Source organism: Flavobacterium sp. KBS0721, assembly GCF_002007065.3.
In the GTDB taxonomy this organism is placed as follows: domain Bacteria; phylum Bacteroidota; class Bacteroidia; order Flavobacteriales; family Flavobacteriaceae; genus Flavobacterium; species Flavobacterium piscis.
In genome coordinates, this window is the sequence record NZ_CP042170.1 from 4,202,985 (window position 1) to 4,222,755 (window position 19,771).

Below are 19,771 nucleotides of genomic sequence, written 5' to 3' on the forward strand. Positions count from 1 at the left end.
ATTAGTATTTTTATTATTACAAATCGTCTGTATTGATAGCAAAAGAGCCTGTAATTGTTTTTTTCTTACCGGTAGTAAAATTACTAACAACAAAATTAAAAGTACCTTCTATTTTTGTTGCTGTTTTTGAAGTAATGGTTAGCGAACCTGATTCGGTAGTATACAAAAGATCATCTAAAATACAAGATGCATTAGCGACATTTACAAGTTCCTCTCCACCTCCATTCAATGTAACACTCGAAGCCTGATAAGTACCAACACCATATGATTGACTAATACCTATAAGTACACTGTCATCAGTGCCTCCGTTCTTTACTCCTACTATGCTATAATAAGGATAAACACCACTTGAACTTACACTCGCTACATCAATATCGTTTTCAGCAAAATCAACGCCATCTATTTTTGCATTTAAAAAACCGTCAGACTCCTCTACAGGTGCATTTTCTGTATAAGGTATATTCGCAAAAGAACCATTTGTTATTATTTTGGTTTCGGTTTTATCATCACCTAAATCTCTAAAACCTGTAAATTGAAATGTTCCTGAGATTGTTTTTTTAGTTTTATCTACTGCTGTAATGATCACAATTGCCGTATCAGTATAATCTTTTACTCCAAAAAATTCTGCAACTTCGTTTGATGCACTTATAAATGGGTTTTCATCAGTCGCTGAACCATAAGACAACACAAATTTTTCGCCATCATCTTCACTATTTGCCCATGTATAAGTTCCTACTTTATTACTTGGCAAAGTTATTTGAATTAAATCTTTATTAGCTGTTCTAATTCCTGCTATAAGTACAAAATTATCTGTTACAATGGCGCTTGAACTAGTAGCAACAAAAGCATTTCCTCCTACAGTTGCCTTAAAAACTCCTGTGCCGGCTGGATTATTTCCGTTTCCGTTACCAGCCTCCTGATTGCCATTATTATAATTTAGCCCATCCTCAAAGTCTTTAGTACAAGATGTAAAAGATATCCCTAAAGCAAAAAGCAAAAGAAATAAAACGTAATTTTTTTTCATGAATTCTTAATTTAATACAAAATTTAATTTTTGCTAAAACTAAATAAAAAATCTTACACAAAGCATTACTTTCAACTATAATTTTTAACATAATCAGATTAATACAGTTATTATGAAAAAAATAAAATTATTTTTAGCAAAACTGTAACAAACCAAAAAAAGCACCGTCCTTATTAAAAACTAGCAATCATTACTTGAGTATAACTAACCAAAATATCGAAGAATTAATCGCGCTTTGTAAAGAAAACAATCAAAAGGCACAATTTGAAGTTTACAATCGTTACAGTAAAGCTATGTACAATGTGGCTTACCGTATTGTAAAAGACGAACATTTTGCACAGGACGTCATGCAGGAAGGTTTTCTTAAGGCTTTTACAAAAATTAACGACTACAAACAAGAAGTGGCTTTTGGAGCATGGTTAAAGAAAATAATTATCAATTATAGTATTGATTTTTATAAAAAAAATAATGCCTTTCAGGTTGAAGATCTAAGCAAGACATTATATAAAATTGAAGAAAACGACAGTTTCTTTTCTGAAAGTATCGATCTAAATTCTCTTAAAGTGAAACAAGTTTTAGATACTATTTTAAGCTTAAAAGACAATTATCGCATGGTTTTAACTCTTTTTTATATTGAAGGTTATGACCAGGAAGAAATTAGCGAAATTTTAAACATCAGTTATGCCAATTGCAGAACAACGCTAAGCAGAGCTAAAGAAAGTTTACGAAAAAAATTAGAAGGGATATGAAAACGCCTGTAATAAAAAATTTGTGCGCACAAATAATAAAAAAAGCGATAACAGATTCACTCCTAAAAAATAAATTTTAGATATATGAAAAAGGAAAATGACGATTTAGATCAATTATTTGAAAAATTTGAAAATCAATGGGATGTAAAAAGAATGAACGCTGACCATCAGGTTGACTTCTTAAACAAATTAAATAAAAAACAACCTAAGAAAAAGAACCACGCTGTTTGGGCAATCGCTGCATCAATTGTAATATTGTTAGGAGTGTCTCTATTTTATAATAACAATAATAGCGAAAAACCCAAGGAATTTAAATTCGCTTCTAAGGAAACCCAAAGAACCGATTCTATTTTTAGCATTTTAATTGATAATGAATTAATTAAATTAAAAGAAAAAAGTTCGCCGGAAAATGAGCAAATCATTAATGATGCCTTAAAACAAATGAAAGTTTTTGATGCAGATTACGCAAAGATTATAAAGGAAGTGCAAAAAAATGGTGAAAACAAACAAATCATTTACGCTATGATCAGCAATCTGCAAACCCGAATCTCTTTTTTACAAACGGTTTTACAGAGAATTGAAGAAAACGAAAAATTTAAAAATACAACTGATGAAAAAACATTATAACATACTTATTCTATTCATTTTGATTCCTTTTTTAGGATTCTCAAATGATGACACTTTTATTTCTAAAGAAAAAAACATCAAAAAAACCTATATAGTAAATTCAAATGCAGGAATTGATATTGAGAACAAATACGGCAACATCACTGTAAGTACCTGGGATGAAAACAAAATTGACCTGGATATCACTATTAAAGTTTCTGGCGGAAATGAAAATTGGGTAAACGAAAGACTAAACAGTATCGATGTAGATATTAATGCTTTGAAATCTATGGTTTCAGCGATTACCAACATTGGAAATTCTTCTCTAAAAAGCAGAGGAAGCAGCAATAGTTTTGAAATTAACTATGTGATAAAAATTCCGAAAAACGGAACCGTAAAGCTTAATAATAAATACGGTAATATCACTACACTAACTTTAGAATCTACAACTGATATTTCATGTAAATATGGTAAAATTATATTGGGTAAACTTAATGGAGACAGCAATAGAATAGAAATTGGATACAGTCAGAACTCAAGCATTGACTACATTAAAAGCGGAAATATTGAAGCACGTTATTCAGGAATAAAAATAAATGAGTCCGGCAACTTAAATGTTGATGCAAATTATACGGATGTTTCATTGCAGGAAGGTCAAAATATTAAATGCAAAGGAAACTATGGCAGTTTTAAATTTCAAAAAATAAATTCACTTGTGGGCAGCAGTAATTATGTGACAATATCTATTGCAGAAGTTTTAAACAACCTGAATATTGATGCTACCTACTCTAAAATAAATGTAGAATCAATGAGTGAAAAATCTAAAAATGTAAACATTAATACAGGATATACCAATATCGCTCTGGGTTATGATGCTAACTATTCTTTTGACTTTGATATCAATACAAGATACGGAAGCATTAAAAATGATAGTTCGCTAGAGGTTTTGGTTAGCGAAATTAAAAGCAATACAAAAAGAATAAGTGGCTATAATAAGAAAAAAGGACAAAATAAAGTCATCATTAATTCTAGTTACGGAAACATAATTCTAACTAAAAGATAATTGAATCAAAAATCAATCAAAACAACAATTAAACAATCAAACAATGAAAAAAACTTTTAAAATATTCGTATTTAGCGCATTATTAATCAGCTCCGTGGGAAATGCACAATGGTCAAATAATAAAATTAAAGGAAACGGGAAAGTTGTTTCTGAAACAAGAACAACATCAGATTATGATGCAGTAAGAGTAGCAGGCTCATTTGATGTAGATTTGGTTGCAGGAAAAGAAGGTAAAATCATTATTAAAGGAGAAGAAAATTTAGTTTCGGCTATAAAAGTGGAAGTCGAAGATAATGTCTTAAAAATTTACGTTGAAAAAGGAAGTAATATCCGACCAAGTATGGGTAAAAAAATTGAAGTTACTGTTCCTTTCGAAAAAATATCAGAAGTAAGTTTATCTGGTTCAGGGAATGTTCAGTCTAAGGATGTTATCAAAAATGATAAATTTGTGGCAAAACTATCTGGTTCAGGAAATTTTAATCTTGACGTAAATTCAAATACTTTAGAATTAAATCTAAGTGGTTCAGGAAATATACATCTGAAAGGAAGTTCAGATAGTTTAGTTACAAAACTTGCAGGATCAGGAAATATTGAAGCTACAAATTTAAAAGCAAAAAATGTTGATGTAAATGTTTCAGGATCTGGTAATAGCCGTGTCAACTGTATAGAAAATCTAACAGCAAGAATTGCAGGTTCCGGTGATATAAAATACACTGGAAACCCTGAAAAACGAGATGTAAAAGTTTCTGGTTCAGGAAGTATAACAAAAGCTTAATAAAGATCTTTTAAAATACGATCATCAATCAAATCAATTGTCTCGTTTAAGACAAATTAAATCCCACGAAAGGCACTTTATTAATTTAAAGTGCCTTTTTTGGTACTCTTCTTAGTAGAAAAATTGCTATTACAAAGAAAATGCCTAAAATCTCGAAAGCTATACGAGGACTTCCTGTTATTTGGTCAATAATACCATATAGACACATTCCAATTACAATTCCTATTTTTTCTGCAACATCATAAAAGCTAAAAAACGATGCTGTATCTTCTGTTTCCGGCAATAATTTTGAATAAGTCGAACGCGATAAAGCCTGAATTCCTCCCATTACAAATCCTGCAACTGTGGCCATGACATAAAAATGGATTGGTAAAGTAACGAAAAAGGCTAATCCACAACAAACTGCCCAAATAATATTAATACCGATAAGCGTTGGAATATTTCCAAATTTCGAAGAAGCTCTTGATGTTAAAATTGCTCCAACAACTGCCACTAATTGTATTATTAAAATACAAATAATCAACCCAATAGTTCCTTCTTCTTTAGATGACCATTGAATTTCCTGAGCCCCGAAATAAGTTGCTACAAGCATAACGGTTTGTACAGCCATACTTGAAACAAAGAAACCTCCTAAATAACGTTTTAAAGGTATATTTTGCTGTAGTAATGCCCAAACTTTTTTTAACTCTTTAAATCCATTAAATACTACGGCTTTTGTTAGTTTTTGTCCATTTTCTTTTCTTCCTTTTGGTAAATAATAATAAGTATACTGACTAAATAATATCCACCAAACACCCACCATTATAAATGAATATCGCATTGCTTTCATGGCCGCTTCGCTATCTGTTCCGGTAATTCCAAAAAGCTTTGGTTTCATGACCATGGCTAAATTAATAATCAATAAAATAACACTTCCTACGTATCCCAACGAATATCCTTTGGCACTAATTTTATCCTGCTGTTCTTCAAAAGCGATATCTGGCAGATAAGAATTATAGAAGACTAAACTCCCCCAATATCCCAATAATCCAAAAAAGTAAAAAGCCAAACCAACATAAATATTATCTAAATCAAACCAATATAAACCCATACACGATAAAGCTCCTAAATAGCAGAAAAACTTCATGAATGCTTTTTTATTACCTACGTAATCGGCAATTCCGGACAATAATGGCGATATAAAAGAAACCACTAAAAATGCTGTAGCTGTGATAAAACTAATTAAAGCTGAATTTTTTAAGTGCATTCCAAAAACATCAATATAATGATCACGTTCTGCAAATAAGGCTTCATAAAAAATAGGAAATACTGCTGATGCAATTGTAAGCGTATAAACAGAATTTGCCCAATCATAAAAAGCCCAGGCGTTTAATAATTTTTTATCTCCTTTTTGTAAATCTTTCATAGAAATGGTTTTGTTAACAGGTTACGAATTTATCTAATTTTTATGATAATCAAATAGAAATTTGATAAATCATGTATTATTAAATTATAAACAATTTAAAAGATTGTATTGCATAAAAAAAAGCCATTCACCGCGGTGAATAGCTTTTTAATTATCTTTTTAAGCAATCGTTCTTTATCTGACGATACCAACTTTTAATGCTGTAGCTTTTGCTTCAGGAATTAACGACTTCAAATTAGCAATCCTTGTAGCATCAGCAGGGTGAGTACTCATAAATTCAGGAGTTCCTGATGCTCCTGATTTTGCTGACATTCTTGTCCAGAATGCAATTGCATCATCCGGATTGTAGCCTGCAATTGCCATAAGTGTCAGTCCTATTTTATCAGCTTCTGTTTCATTACTTCTGCTAAACGGAAGCATTACCCCTACTTCAGATCCAAGACCGTAAGCCTGAGCAAAAATTTGCTGAGTTGATTCTGATTTTCCACTTGTTGCCGCTCCTAATGCTGCTCCGCCAATTTGCTGTAATTGAGCTGCACTCATTCTTTGAGCACCGTGATTGGCTAATGCGTGAGAAACTTCATGCCCCATAACGGTAGCAAGACCAGATTCATTTTGTGTCACCGGCAAAATTCCCGAATAAACTACAATTTTACCTCCGGGCATACACCATGCATTAACTTCTTTATTATCTACCAGCTTGTATTCCCAACGGTAGTCGGTTAAATATTGAGCTTGCCCCAAATAAGTTAAATATTTTTCTGCCGCTTTTTTAATTTTAAATCCAACAGCTTCTACTAATTTAGCATCTGCTGTCCCGGTTATTACCTTGTTTTCAGATATAAACTGGCTATACTGCTGAAATGAAGAAGGAAACAATTCACTATTCGAAACGAAGTTCAAATTTTTCTTTCCTGTAACAGGATTAGTTGCACATCCTACAACTAAAACAGCTGCAAAAATTCCTGATAATAGATATTTTTTCATGACTTTTAATTTTTTAACAAAAACAAAAATACAATTATAAATATTTTTTATTTTATATAATTACGTGAAATTTTATCAGAATTTACTTATTCACCGCTAATATGAAGTTCACTGAACTCTTTATCAACAATTAAGAAATGATTTTCTTCGAATGCTATTTTATCAAAAGCGATGATTTCATTATCAATTTCAATTTCTGTTACTTTAAATGGTAATCCAATTAAGTTGATTTTATATTTTGAATAAGGTGTGTCAAATTTTCCTTCTTTATGAAGCTGTACAATTAATTCTTTTTCTTTACCAATTGTTCTAAAAGATAAAAAACTGTAGCGTCCTTTCTTATAATCATAACCGTCCTGAGCATCTTCATAAACTACTGATTTTTCTTTCCCGTTTTTAAAGTAAAGATCCAGCGTTAATTCATCAAATTCAAGTTCGCCTACATATTGCTGAACGGGATATTTTGGTATTATCGCACCTGCTTTTACAAACACCGGGATTTCATCAAATTTAGTATCAATCCAAACTTCTCTTCCTCCTGTTGAGAACTCATTATTCCAATAGTTATACCACTCACCTCTTGGAATATACATACGTCTACCTACAGCATTAGGTTCAAGAATTGGGCATACCAATATTTGATTTCCAAAGATGAATTCATCGTTTCGATAATGTGTTTGTGTATCTTCCTGATCGTAATAAACCAATGGTTTCAGCATCGGAATTCCCTCTTCAATATATTGCCAAAACATCGTGTATAAGTACGGCAATAACTGATAACGCAAACTCACAAATTTTCGGGTAATATTAATCACTTCTTCATCAAAAGCCCAAGGTTCCTGATTACCATGATCTCCGGATGAATGCGTTCTGCAAAACGGATGAAAAACACCTAATTGTATCCAACGCGCGTACAATTCTCCTGTTGGCTGTTCTGCAAATCCTCCAATATCAGAACCTGTAAATCCCATTCCGGAAATACTCATTCTTTGTACCTGAATATTGGCAAGCCATAAATGTTCCCATGTTGCGACATTATCACCTGTCCAGGATGAAGTGTAACGTTGTGCGCCTGAATATGCTGATCTGGTAATAACAAAAGGACGTTTTGGATACGTAAATCGCTTTACACCATGGTAAGTCGCTCTGGCCATTTGTGTTCCATAAATGTTATGTGCTTTTCTATGGCTGCAAGGGTTTCCGTCGTAAACGTGACGAACATCCATTGGAAACGTTTTATTGGGAACCTCCATAACAGCTGGTTCGTTCATATCGTTCCAAACACCTTTTACACCTATATCTGAAATTAATTCTTTAAATAATCCTGCCCACCACTCTCTAACTACGGGATTTGTATAATCAGGAAAATTACATTCACCTGGCCAGACTTTACCTTTCATATAAGGTCCATCGGCTCTTTTGCAGAAATAATCTTTTTCTAAAGCTTCCTGATATACCCAATAATCTTTATCTATTTTAATTCCCGGATCAATGATTACAATAGTTTTAAAACCATCTTCTGCCAGTTCTGCCACCATGCGTTTTGGATCTGGAAAGTAATTTTTATTCCAGGTAAAACATCGAAATCCTTCCATATAATCAATATCCAGATAAATGGCATCGCAAGGAATTTTAAGTTCTCTGAATTTTGATGTAATTTCTTTTACTTTACTTTCAGGATAATAACTCCATTTACATTGATGATATCCTAAAACCCAAAGGGGTGGTAATTCCGGTTTACCCGTTAAATCAGTATAGGTCGTAACTACATCCTGCATTTGTGGGCCATAAATGAAGTAGTAATTCATTTCACCACCTTCTGCCCAAAAGCTTGAAACGTTTCTTCTTTCCTGACAAAAATCAAAAAAAGTTCTAAAAGTATTATCAAAAAAAATACCGTAAGATTGTTTGTTGTGTAAACCTATGTAAAACGGAACTACTTTATATAATGGTTCCTGATCTTTCTGGTAAGCATATTGATCGGTAGCAAAATTTTCTAATCTTTTGCCTTTCAAATTCATTTGAGTGGCTTTGTCACCTAGTCCGTAAAAACATTCACCATCTTTGGATGATTTACTCATTTTTACAATATTCCCGCCATATTCGTAACTCTCTTCCCAATGAAAACCAAGTTCATCTTCAAGAATCAGAAGATCGTTTAAATCATAAATTGATAAACGAAGATCTGCCTTTTGGATTTTACATTTTACTTTACTGGTTCTAATCTGGAAATAAGTCTCCTCTTCTGTAAGTTCTAGAAAATTATAACCGTGAAGTTGCGTTTTATCAATAGCATAGGAGAAATCATTACTGAAATAACCCTTTGTTGTAAAGCGAAACCGAATTAAACTGTCTCTAAGAACAGTTACTTTTAAGATTACATTGTTGTCTGTATTAAAAAAAATAGAATCGCCTTCATGTTCAAATGATACGATTTTTGAAGGATATAAATCGCCTTTATATTCTAATGATGTATTTGTAATCATATCGCTGAATGAATTAATTATAATAACGTTAATCTCTCGCTTTCAAACATACAAAAAAAGCATAAAAACCTATATTAATATAAGGTTTATTCACGAAAACGTTTTTTTTGAATGAGTCTTAAATTACACGTCAAAAAACAATCAATTCAGTAATTTTAAAACCCTAAATTGATAAATTAACATATTAAATATTAAACTGTTTTTTATACTAAAGAATAAACGCCGACACTTAATGGAGGCAAAAGTAATTCAACAGAAAAATCTCTTCCATCATAAGCGAGTTCTTCAATTTTTAAAGTACCATCATTACCCAATCCACTTCCTCCGTAAATAGCAGCATCACTATTAAAAATTTCCTGTAGTTGACCTTTCTGCGGAATTCCAATTCTATAGTTCTCCCGAACCACTTGCGTGAAATTACAAACCACAATTAAATTTTCATCAGGATTATTTCCCTTTCGAATATAGGACAATACTGCATTTTGATGATCAGAATAATTAATCCATTCAAAACCTTCCCCTGTAAATTGCTTTTCATATAAAGCAGGGCGTGTTTTGTATAAGTTATTCAAATCTGTAATTACTTTTTTAATTCCTGAATGATAATCGTATTGAAGTAAGTGCCAATCAAGGCTTTTCTCAAAATTCCATTCATCACTTTGCCCAAATTCAGATCCCATAAAAAGCAATTTGGTTCCGGGATGTGTAAACATATAACCGTACAACAATCTTAAATTCGCAAATTTTTGCCATTCGTCGCCAGGCATTTTATTGGCAATAGATTTTTTTCCGTATACAACTTCATCGTGCGAAAACGGAAGTATAAAATTTTCTGTAAAAGCATATGTCATCGAAAATGTCAAATCATTTTGGTGGTATTTTCGATAAACAGTTTCTTTCTGGAAATATTTTAAAGTATCATGCATCCATCCCATCATCCATTTCATTCCGAAACCTAAACCTCCTGTAAAAGTGGGTCTCGAAACCATTGGAAAAGAAGTACTTTCTTCTGCAATAGTCTGAACTCCATCAAAATTAGCATAGATAACTTCATTAAACTCTTTAAGAAAACTAATCGTATCAAGATTTTCTCTGCCCCCAAAAATATTCGGTTCCCATTCCCCTTCATTTCGCGAATAATCAAGGTACAACATCGATGCCACTGCATCAACGCGCAAACCATCAGCATGATAATGCTGTAGCCAAAACAGGGCATTACTAATTAGAAAAGCTCGAACTTCATTACGTCCGTAATTAAAAACCAAACTTTTCCAATCCGGGTGATAGCCTTTTCTGCGATCTGGATGTTCGTATAAATGTGAACCATCAAAAAAGCCTAAGCCATGTGCATCATCAGGAAAATGCGAAGGAACCCAGTCTAAAATTACTCCAATTCCAGCCTGATGCAATTTATCAACCAAAACCATAAAATCCTGTGGCTTCCCAAATCTTGAAGTTGGTGCAAAGTATCCTGTCAGTTGATATCCCCACGACGGGTCATAAGGATATTCCATAATTGGCATAAATTCGACATGCGTAAAACCTGTTTCCTTTACGTAATTTACCAGATCCTCTGCTAGTTCTAAATAAGTTAGAAACCGATTGTTTTCACCACGCTTCCATGAACCTAAGTGTACCTCATAAACAGAATAAGGTTTATCTAAACCATTATTATTTTGACGGGACTGCATCCATTTTTTATCTTTCCAATTGTAATCTAAATCCCAAACAACCGAAGCTGTGTGAGGAGGTTTTTCACAGTATAAAGAAAAAGGGTCTGCTTTTTCGGTTATAGCTCCATTTATATTTGATTGAATTTTATATTTGTAAAGTGTTCCTTTCTCGATGCCAGGAATAAAACCTTCCCAAATTCCCGAAGAATCCCAGCGTACTTGTAATAAATGATCTCCTTGTGTCCAGTAATTAAAATCACCAACAACCGAAACAGATTGAGCCGTTGGTGCCCAAACTGCAAAGTAAACGCCTTTTACTCCGTTAACTTCAACTAAATGTGCTCCTAATTTTTCATATAATTTGAAGTGTTTCCCTGCTTTGAATAAATCAATATCAAAATCAGTAAAAAGAGAATGCGTGATAACTTTATTCATATTTGTTTTTATAATTGGAATGTGGACTTTTTATTATAGTTTGGAGCTTTTGTATTATTTTTTTTAAAAATTTATTCAATTCTAAAATTATCCGATAATACAACTCCTTTTTTTATCACGACAATACCATCTTTTATACTGTATAATTCATTTGTAAAATTGTCCAAATGTTTACCTCCATTAATGTGAACATTGTTGCCTATACGAACGTTTTTATCTACCAAAACATTTTTTATAAAACAATTCTCTCCTATTCCTACGTGAATTTTATTGATACTGCTTTCATGATTCATTTCATCCAAATCCTGATAAAAATCGTTCCCCATTACATAGCAATTTTCAAGCACAGTTCCCTCTCCTATTCTGGATCGAATGCCAATTACAGAACTTTTAATTTCTTTGGCATTGATAATACAACCTTCAGAAATTAAAGATTGATTGATGTTTGAATTTCTAAATTTTGATGGCGGTAATAATCTTGGTCTGGTGAAAATTTTATTATCGTTATCAAATAAATTAAACTCAGGAATATCTGCGGTTAAACCAATATTGGCTTCAAAAAAGGATTCAATATTTCCAATGTCTGTCCAATATCCTTCATATTGGTAGCTCAAAATTTTATGTTTGCCTACGGCTTGTGGAATAATTTCTTTACCAAAATCCTTTGTTTCCGGATCGGCCATTAAATCTTCTAATAACTGACGGTTAAAAATATAGATTCCCATCGAGGCCAGATAATTTTTACCCTTTTCCTTCATATGTTCACTTACTTCCGATTCCCATTCAGGCAAAAGCGATGCATCAGGTTTCTCTATAAAAGCTTCTACATAACTTTCATGACAAGTTTTTAAGATTCCAAATTCAGGGGCGTCCTTAGCATTTACAGGTAAAGTGGCAATAGAAATTTCCGCATTTGCCGCAATATGCGCTTCCAGCATTTCATTAAAATCCATTTGATACAACTGATCTCCTGAAAGAATTAAAGCATGGTCAAAATCGTGTTTCAAAAAATGCGACATACATTGGCGAACAGCATCTGCAGTTCCCTGAAACCATGTTGGGTTATCCGGTGTTTGTTCTGCCGCCAAAATATCTACAAATGACTGACTGAAAATACTAAAATTAAAAGTGTTTTTGATATGCGCATTGAGAGATGCTGAATTAAACTGGGTTAAAACAAATATTTTAAAAATATCCGAATTGATACAATTTGAAATAGGAATATCAACTAATCGATATTTTCCACCAATTGGAACTGCTGGTTTTGATCTGGTTTCTGTTAACGGAAACAAACGTGATCCTTGTCCTCCTCCTAAAATAATAGCAACTACATTTTTCTTTTTAAACTTCATTTTTCTCAATTATTAGGTTGTATACTTCAATATATTCTTGGCAAACTCTTTCCCATGAATGGTCAATCTCCATTCCTTTTTTTCTTATTGTATTAAAATTTAATTTATCATCGTACAGTCCTACAGCACGATTTATAGAATAACAAACATCTCCAACCGAAGCCTGATCATGACAAATCCCGTTTCCGTTATCCCCAAAATCAATTACAGTATCGCGCAGTCCGCCAGTTCTTCTCACAATTGGTACAGTTCCGTAACGCAAAGCATACATTTGGTTCAATCCGCAAGGTTCAACTCTTGATGGCATTAAAATATAATCAGAACCTGCGTAAATTAAATGAGCCAATTCTTCATTGTAACCAATAAACACATTATAATTACCATTGTAATCATTTCTTAGCTGAAGCAATTGTTCTTCTATTTGTGCATTTCCTGATCCTAAAATTAGTATATTGATATTTTCAAAATTTTCAGATAACGCCAAAGCCGAAACCTGAGGTAATAAGTCTCCTCCTTTTTCTTCGAACAAACGGCCAATAAAACTAAATAAAGGTTTCGTAGGATCGAGATCAAATTGCTCACATAACTTTTCCTTATTTTTTTCTTTACCGGATTCCAGAGTTTCAATCGAATAATTTTCGGCAATCATTTGGTCTTTTTCCGGATTCCAGACTTCAAAATCAATTCCGTTTAAAATCCCTTTTGATTTGTCTCGAACCGAATTAAACAACGATTCCAGACCATTTGCTGAGACATTAATTTCATCCAGATAACTTGGCGAAACAGTCGTAACTGCATGTGCGCACTTTACTCCTACCGCCAAAGAATTTAGAGAATTACTCCATTCCAAAAATCCAACATGAATTAAATCAAACTCTGGTAAATAATGCAATTGATCAAAACCAAACCAGCCTTGGTACAAACCATTATGAATAGTAATTACTGTTTTTACAGTTCTTAGACTCTCATATTTATAACCATATTTAACCAAAAACGGAATCAGTCCGGTATGATGGTCATGACAATTAATAATATTCGGAACTTTTTTACGGGCAGCAATCCAATCCAGGGTTGCAATCTGAAACGAAAAGAAACGTTCAATATCATCCTCATATCCGTAAATATTTGGTCGGTCAAATAATTCCTTAATTTCTATAAGATATAATTCGTAACCAAGCTTATTTGTTGTTTCCTTTAAGACACTAAACGGAAAATCAAAACTTCCTAATTTTACGGTTCCCCAGTGAACACATTCAAAATTATTTTCATTTTTGAACTTTGTATCGTAACAAGGAACAACAACACGAACCTCATGACCGGCATTCGTTTGATATTTTGGCAGTGCGCCAACAACATCAGCCAAACCGCCTACTTTTGCCATAGGATAACACTCAGCACTGATATGAAATATTTCCATGTGAAAATTTATAAACTAATTGCGAATTATTTTTTTTAATAAGCACATATTAAAATGTTACTTTTATGTTTCCTAAATTTAGGAAAAAATAAGTACAATTAAGGCTTCAGAAAAAAAATATTTATATGGCAAAAAAGGCGACGAATCCTACTCAATCTTTAAAAATTCCACAGGTTATCATACTATCCAGCAAATTACTCGCTTTTATATCACCTAAATTGGTAACAAGATTTGCAGCAAAGCTTTTTACAACACCAGTAAAACATAAAGTTCCAAAACGCGAGCTGGAAATGGATCAAAAAAGCACTAAGAATACTTTTTTTATCCCTGCGATTCGCAAAAACATTACTACCTACAAATACGGAAAAAGTGATCACAAAGTCTTATTAGTTCATGGCTGGTCAGGTCGTGGGACGCAACTATTTAAAATAGCCGACGAACTTGTACAAAATAGATATTCCACCATAAGTTTTGATGCGCCTGCACATGGAAAATCTGAAGGAAAAACAACTATAATGTCTGAGTTTATCGCTTCGATTTTAGAGATCGACAAACAGTACGGTCCTTTCGAAATTGCAATTGGGCATTCATTAGGTGGAATGTCAGTTTTAAACGCAATTAAAGATGGCTTAAAAGTAAAAAAAGCTATTATTATTGGTAGTGGAGATATTGTGCACGATATTCTGCAAGAATTTGTTTCGAAATTAGGTTTAAAAACCGAAATTAGTAACAGATTACGTGATCATTTCGAAAATCAATACCAGTTAAAAATGGATGATTTCTCAGCTTACAGGGCAGCACAAAAAATTGAAATCCCTGTTCTGGTGATCCATGACAAAGATGATCCCGAAGTTCCCGTAAAAGCAGGGATTCATATTCATAAAAACTTACAAAACGGAAATCTTTTTCTAACAGAAGGTCTTGGACACAGAAAAATCCTGGGAAATCAAAATGTTATAAAAAAAATCATAGATTTCATCAAAACTACTTAATTTTGTGAGAGTTGCGGTTTTATAGTTATAATTTTTAATACAAAAAAAATGGATTTATTTGGAGAAACATCAGATTGGGAGACTAAATTAAAACCCATTTTGAAAGAATATAAAGAAAAAAAACATCCACTGGAGTATCAAAACACCTATCAATTATTAGTTATGGTGGTTTTATCTGCTCAGGATTCTGACGCCAATATCAACAAAATTGCACCGGCATTATTTGCTAGATTTCCAACACTTAAAAGTTTATCAAAAACAGATATCGAAACCTTTATTCCCTACATAAGTAAAGTCCGAAATTATCCCACAAAGGCAGGTTGGCTCATGGAAATTGCCAAAGCCATTAAAAATGATGAAGATATTCCTCTAACCATGCAAGAACTAACAGCCTTAAAAGGAATTGGAAGAAAATCTGCAAATGTTATCCTAAGAGAAACCGGAAAACCCGCAGAAGGCATTATTGCCGATTTGCATGTAATACGTGTAGCACCAAGAATTGGCATAATAAAAGAAAGTAAAGATGGAAATAAAGTCGAAAAAGATTTAATGCAAGTCTTACCAAAATCAATATGGTCAGAAATCGGAATGGCAATTTCTTTTTTAGGACGAGAAATTTGCCGGCCAAAACCAAAATGTGAAGAATGTTTATTGGCAGATATTTGCCATTATTATTTAACACAAGTAATTTAATTTTTTTTCTTGTATCAATCAAAATTTTAGATGAACATACAGATTGTATTTTCACAATATCCTTTTGATGAAAACCTTAAAAAAAAACTCTATCGTTTCTGTGTGTTACAAAACGATTATGAAAATAAAAAACAAATAATATTATTTCATGATCGAATAAATTTAGATCTAAAAATAAGCCTTTATTTCAAAATTAAAATATTTTATTTTTAAATATGAGATTTATGGGCGTTTCCCTCCGGGTCGGGCTGTCCGCTAAATCTTTTGCGAGAGAGGTTTTAGGTTGCTTTGCCAGAAGTGTAGTGTGTCGCAAAAGGATATCGCTCCCATCCCTAACGCAGTTTACGGTAAAAAGGAAGTATTATTTTCAAAAGAAATTCCAACTTTTAAAATTCCAAATTCTAATCCATAGAACCTCATAGTTTTTACTTTCAGAAGAGATCATGTAAATAAACTGTTATTTAACCGCAAAGAACGCAGGGGATTACGCAAAGTGCGCAACGAACAGCCTTTGCGACCTTAATAAAGACAGCAGTACAGACGATAAAAAAAACCTTTGCGTACTTTGCGGTTAATTTCACAAAGTGATATAAATAAAAAATCCCTCCCGATAAATCGGGAAGGATTCTTAAAAGAAAGGCGACGACATACTCTCCCACATAACTGCAGTACCATCTGCGCAGGCGGGCTTAACTACTCTGTTCGGGATGGGAAGAGGTGAGCCCCGCCGCAATAACCACCTTAAGGCCGTTTTGCAATGGGTGATTAGCCTTAGCTAGTCAACATTACACAATATCTTAACATACTGAGATAAAGAAAAGTATTTTAGTTTTAGAAAGTTTCTCCCCCCGACCGGAGTCGGGGGAAAAGGGTGTACATAAGCTTACGGATTATTAGTACTACTCGACTATGACATTACTGCCTTTACATCTATAGCCTATCAACGTGGTCATCTTCCACGATCCTTAAAAGAAATCTCATCTTGTGGTGGGTTTCGCGCTTATATGCTTTCAGCGCTTATCCCTTCCAAACGTAGCTACTCTGCGGTGCCCCTGGCGGGACAACAGATACACTAGAGGTTTGTCCAATTCGGTCCTCTCGTACTAGAATCAGATCCACTCAAATTTCTAACGCCCACAGTAGATAGAGACCGAACTGTCTCACGACGTTCTGAACCCAGCTCGCGTGCCACTTTAATGGGCGAACAGCCCAACCCTTGGGACCTTCTCCAGCCCCAGGATGTGACGAGCCGACATCGAGGTGCCAAACCCCCCCGTCGATATGAGCTCTTGGGGGAGATCAGCCTGTTATCCCCGGCGTACCTTTTATCCTTTGAGCGATGGCCCTTCCATGCGGAACCACCGGATCACTATGCTCTACTTTCGTACCTGATCGACCTGTATGTCTCTCAGTCAAGCTCCCTTATGCCATTGCACTCTACGCACGGTTACCAAGCGTACTGAGGGAACCTTTAGAAGCCTCCGTTACTCTTTTGGAGGCGACCACCCCAGTCAAACTACCCACCAAGCAATGTCCCCCGCAAAACGGGGTTAGGCCTCAGATAAACAAAGGGTTGTATTTCAACAATGACTCCACAACGCCTGGCGACGCCGCTTCATAGTCTCCAACCTATCCTACACATCATTTATCCAAGGTCAATACTAAGCTATAGTAAAGGTGCACAGGGTCTTTTCGTCCCACTGCGGGTAAACGGCATCTTCACCGTTACTACAATTTCACCGAGCTCATGGCTGAGACAGTGTCCAGATCGTTACACCATTCGTGCAGGTCGGAACTTACCCGACAAGGAATTTCGCTACCTTAGGACCGTTATAGTTACGGCCGCCGTTTACTGGGGCTTCAATTCAATGCTTCTCCGAAGATAACATCTCCTCTTAACCTTCCAGCACCGGGCAGGTGTCAGGCCCTATACTTCATCTTACGATTTTGCAGAGCCCTGTGTTTTTGATAAACAGTCGCCTGGACCTCTTCACTGCGGCCCCCATTGCTGGGGGCGACCTTTCTCCCGAAGTTACAGGTCTATTTTGCCTAATTCCTTAGCCATGAATCTCTCGAGCACCTTAGGATTCTCTCCTCAACTACCTGTGTCGGTTTACGGTACTGGTACTAATTACCTGAAGTTTAGAGGTTTTTCTTGGAAGCCCTTAGGCGCACTATCTCTTTGTCCGAAGACTCCGAGTACTATCGTATTTCCCCAAGCCGCGTGGATTTGCCTGCGCAGCTTATAGGTAGGTACTTCAACGAACTATTCCGTCAGTTCGCGGCGCTTTCATCACTCCGTCACCCCATCACAGTAATTAGTAGTACGGGAATATTAACCCGTTAGCCATCGACTGTCCCTTTCGGGTTCGCCTTAGGACCAGACTAACCCACAGCTGATTAGCATAGCTGTGGAAACCTTAGTTTTTCGGTGTGCGGGTTTCTCGCCCGCATTATCGTTACTTATGCCTACATTTTCTTTTCCAGCCAGTCCAGCATACCTTACGATACACCTTCAACCCTGCTGGAATGCTCCCCTACCACTTAGAGTAAACTCTAAATCCATAGCTTCGGTAATACACTTATGCCCGATTATTATCCATGCTCGTCCGCTCGACTAGTGAGCTGTTACGCACTCTTTAAATGAATGGCTGCTTCCAAGCCAACATCCTAGCTGTCTGGGCAGACAAACCTCGTTCTTTCAACTTAGTGTATATTTGGGGACCTTAGCTGATGGTCTGGGTTCTTTCCCTCTCGGACTTGGACCTTAGCACCCAAGCCCTCACTGTTAGTGAACATTATATAGCATTCGGAGTTTGTCAGGAATTGGTAGGCGGTGAAGCCCCCGCATCCAATCAGTAGCTCTACCTCTATATAACTTTATAACTAACGCTGCACCTAAATGCATTTCGGGGAGTACGAGCTATTTCCGAGTTTGATTGGCCTTTCACCCCTACCCACAGGTCATCCGAAGACTTTTCAACGTCAACCGGTTCGGACCTCCACTGTGTGTTACCACAGCTTCATCCTGCCCATGGGTAGATCACACGGTTTCGCGTCTAACACTACTGACTAAAGCGCCCTATTCAGACTCGCTTTCGCTACGGATCCGTGGCTTAACCACTTAACCTTGCCAGCAACGTTAACTCGTAGGCTCATTATGCAAAAGGCACGCCGTCACCCCACGAAAGGGCTCCGACCGCTTGTAAGCGTATGGTTTCAGGATCTATTTCACTCCGTTATTCACGGTTCTTTTCACCTTTCCCTCACGGTACTGGTTCACTATCGGTCTCTCAGGAGTATTTAGCCTTAGCGGATGGTCCCGCCAAATTCAGACAGGGTTTCACGTGCCCCGCCCTACTCAGGATACCACTATCTATTACACTCGTTACCCATACGGGGCTATCACCCTCTTTGGCGTCACTTTCCAGTAACTTCCGGTTCCTTGTGCATAAAATCTCGTGGTCCTACAACCCCAATCTTGCCGTAACAACATTGGTTTGGGCTAATCCGCGTTCGCTCGCCACTACTTACGGAATCACTTTTGTTTTCTTCTCCTCCGCCTACTTAGATGTTTCAGTTCAGCGGGTTTGCCCACCTATCGGTGTACTATGTCTTCAACATAGTGGGTTGCCCCATTCAGGTATCTGCGGATCAATCGGTGTGTGCCCGTCCCCGCAGCTTTTCGCAGCTTATCACGCCTTTCATCGCCTCTGAGAGCCAAGGCATCCCCCATACGCCCTTATTTTGCTTATTGTACCAATCATAAAATCAATTATGACCGTTTTTTTTTGTCTTTTATTATTTGTATTGCTACTTATAACAAAAAACGCTTTCTACTTTTTATTATTTTCTTATCTCAATATGTCAATGAACTTTTATTTACTATCTTTATAGTAAACCAGTGGAGAATAACGGAGTCGAACCGTTGACCTCCTGCGTGCAAGGCAGGCGCTCTAGCCAGCTGAGCTAATCCCCCAATCTAATTATGAATTGTGAATTATGAATTATGAATTATTATTCATAACGCCTCAACTCTAGAATTTCCTTTTCAAGTTTACAGTCTCTTTATTTTGTCTTTTTATAATTTACAATTCATAATTTATAATTAACA

General features: G+C 35.3%; 13 protein-coding genes, 1 tRNA gene and 2 rRNA genes. 6 read left to right on the top strand and 10 right to left on the bottom strand.

The window, feature by feature from the left end; all coding sequences use genetic code 11:
- Positions 1-16: 16 nt before the first annotated feature.
- Entirely contained in the window at positions 17-1,024 is a 1,008-nt protein-coding gene (locus B0M43_RS18130; RefSeq protein WP_078007013.1) for a DUF6252 family protein, read from the bottom strand.
- Between the two features lie 194 nt (positions 1,025-1,218).
- Here B0M43_RS18130 and B0M43_RS18135 point away from each other — a divergent pair, with 194 nt between their 5' ends.
- The 4 genes from B0M43_RS18135 (at position 1,219) to B0M43_RS18150 (ending at position 4,217) form a co-directional block, all read left to right on the top strand.
- A complete protein-coding gene (locus B0M43_RS18135) occupies positions 1,219-1,773 on the top strand; it encodes an RNA polymerase sigma factor (RefSeq protein WP_078007012.1) in 555 nt (184 codons plus the stop codon).
- A gap of 84 nt (positions 1,774-1,857) precedes the next feature.
- Entirely contained in the window at positions 1,858-2,400 is a 543-nt protein-coding gene (locus B0M43_RS18140; RefSeq protein ID WP_078007011.1) for an anti-sigma factor, read from the top strand.
- A complete protein-coding gene (locus B0M43_RS18145) occupies positions 2,384-3,442 on the top strand; it encodes a hypothetical protein (protein WP_078007010.1) in 1,059 nt (352 codons plus the stop codon). The genes B0M43_RS18140 and B0M43_RS18145 overlap by 17 nt, the downstream gene beginning before the upstream one ends.
- Before the next feature lie 43 nt (positions 3,443-3,485).
- Positions 3,486-4,217, top strand: a complete 732-nt coding sequence (locus B0M43_RS18150; RefSeq protein WP_078007009.1) for a head GIN domain-containing protein — start codon at positions 3,486-3,488, stop codon at positions 4,215-4,217.
- Positions 4,218-4,302: 85 nt separating this feature from the next.
- Here B0M43_RS18150 and B0M43_RS18155 read toward each other — a convergent pair whose 3' ends face one another.
- The 6 genes from B0M43_RS18155 to B0M43_RS18180 all read right to left on the bottom strand — a co-directional run bounded on the left by B0M43_RS18155 (position 4,303) and on the right by B0M43_RS18180 (position 13,972).
- Positions 4,303-5,622 (bottom strand): MFS transporter, encoded by a 1,320-nt coding sequence (locus B0M43_RS18155; protein ID WP_078007008.1) that lies wholly within the window; start codon positions 5,620-5,622, stop codon positions 4,303-4,305.
- A gap of 174 nt (positions 5,623-5,796) precedes the next feature.
- Entirely contained in the window at positions 5,797-6,609 is an 813-nt protein-coding gene (locus tag B0M43_RS18160; protein ID WP_065449452.1) for a M48 family metallopeptidase, read from the bottom strand.
- An 86-nt stretch (positions 6,610-6,695) separates the two neighbouring features.
- Positions 6,696-9,095, bottom strand: a complete 2,400-nt coding sequence (locus B0M43_RS18165; RefSeq protein WP_078007007.1) for a glycoside hydrolase family 31 protein — start codon at positions 9,093-9,095, stop codon at positions 6,696-6,698.
- A gap of 203 nt (positions 9,096-9,298) precedes the next feature.
- Positions 9,299-11,203 carry a 1,4-alpha-glucan branching protein GlgB gene (gene glgB / locus B0M43_RS18170; protein ID WP_078007006.1) on the bottom strand — a complete coding sequence of 635 codons (1,905 nt, stop codon included), beginning with the start codon at positions 11,201-11,203 and terminating at the stop codon, positions 9,299-9,301.
- A 71-nt stretch (positions 11,204-11,274) separates the two neighbouring features.
- On the bottom strand, positions 11,275-12,555 hold the full coding sequence (locus tag B0M43_RS18175; RefSeq protein ID WP_078007576.1) for a glucose-1-phosphate adenylyltransferase: 1,281 nt from the start codon (positions 12,553-12,555) through the stop codon (positions 11,275-11,277).
- Positions 12,545-13,972, bottom strand: a complete 1,428-nt coding sequence (locus tag B0M43_RS18180) for a glycogen synthase (protein ID WP_078007005.1) — start codon at positions 13,970-13,972, stop codon at positions 12,545-12,547. The genes B0M43_RS18175 and B0M43_RS18180 overlap by 11 nt, the downstream gene beginning before the upstream one ends.
- Positions 13,973-14,097: 125 nt before the next feature.
- Here B0M43_RS18180 and B0M43_RS18185 point away from each other — a divergent pair, with 125 nt between their 5' ends.
- Positions 14,098-14,964, top strand: a complete 867-nt coding sequence (locus B0M43_RS18185) for an alpha/beta fold hydrolase (RefSeq protein WP_078007004.1) — start codon at positions 14,098-14,100, stop codon at positions 14,962-14,964.
- Positions 14,965-15,012: 48 nt separating this feature from the next.
- Positions 15,013-15,657 (top strand): endonuclease III, encoded by a 645-nt coding sequence (gene nth / locus B0M43_RS18190; protein ID WP_078007003.1) that lies wholly within the window; start codon positions 15,013-15,015, stop codon positions 15,655-15,657.
- A 634-nt stretch (positions 15,658-16,291) separates the two neighbouring features.
- Here nth and rrf read toward each other — a convergent pair.
- The 3 genes from rrf to B0M43_RS18205 all read right to left on the bottom strand — a co-directional run bounded on the left by rrf (position 16,292) and on the right by B0M43_RS18205 (position 19,636).
- Positions 16,292-16,401: ribosomal RNA gene (rrf, locus tag B0M43_RS18195) — 5S ribosomal RNA — on the bottom strand.
- 129 nt (positions 16,402-16,530) lie between these two features.
- A 23S ribosomal RNA gene (locus tag B0M43_RS18200) occupies positions 16,531-19,414 on the bottom strand.
- 148 nt (positions 19,415-19,562) lie between these two features.
- A tRNA-Ala gene (locus B0M43_RS18205) sits at positions 19,563-19,636 on the bottom strand.
- Positions 19,637-19,771: the final 135 nt, after the last annotated feature.

What these genes read in the sequence shown, in the direction of transcription:
- B0M43_RS18130 (WP_078007013.1), bottom strand. Translation starts at nt 1,024, where the DNA reads ATGAAAAAAAATTACGTTTTATTTCTTTTGCTTTTTGCTTTAGGGATA.
- B0M43_RS18140 (WP_078007011.1), top strand. Translation starts at nt 1,858, where the DNA reads ATGAAAAAGGAAAATGACGATTTAGATCAATTATTTGAAAAATTTGAA.
- B0M43_RS18145 (WP_078007010.1), top strand. Translation starts at nt 2,384, where the DNA reads ATGAAAAAACATTATAACATACTTATTCTATTCATTTTGATTCCTTTT.
- B0M43_RS18150 (WP_078007009.1), top strand. Translation starts at nt 3,486, where the DNA reads ATGAAAAAAACTTTTAAAATATTCGTATTTAGCGCATTATTAATCAGC.
- B0M43_RS18155 (WP_078007008.1), bottom strand. Translation starts at nt 5,622, where the DNA reads ATGAAAGATTTACAAAAAGGAGATAAAAAATTATTAAACGCCTGGGCT.
- B0M43_RS18160 (WP_065449452.1), bottom strand. Translation starts at nt 6,609, where the DNA reads ATGAAAAAATATCTATTATCAGGAATTTTTGCAGCTGTTTTAGTTGTA.
- B0M43_RS18165 (WP_078007007.1), bottom strand. Translation starts at nt 9,095, where the DNA reads ATGATTACAAATACATCATTAGAATATAAAGGCGATTTATATCCTTCA.
- glgB (WP_078007006.1), bottom strand. Translation starts at nt 11,203, where the DNA reads ATGAATAAAGTTATCACGCATTCTCTTTTTACTGATTTTGATATTGAT.
- B0M43_RS18175 (WP_078007576.1), bottom strand. Translation starts at nt 12,555, where the DNA reads ATGAAGTTTAAAAAGAAAAATGTAGTTGCTATTATTTTAGGAGGAGGA.
- B0M43_RS18180 (WP_078007005.1), bottom strand. Translation starts at nt 13,972, where the DNA reads ATGGAAATATTTCATATCAGTGCTGAGTGTTATCCTATGGCAAAAGTA.
- B0M43_RS18185 (WP_078007004.1), top strand. Translation starts at nt 14,098, where the DNA reads ATGGCAAAAAAGGCGACGAATCCTACTCAATCTTTAAAAATTCCACAG.
- nth (WP_078007003.1), top strand. Translation starts at nt 15,013, where the DNA reads ATGGATTTATTTGGAGAAACATCAGATTGGGAGACTAAATTAAAACCC.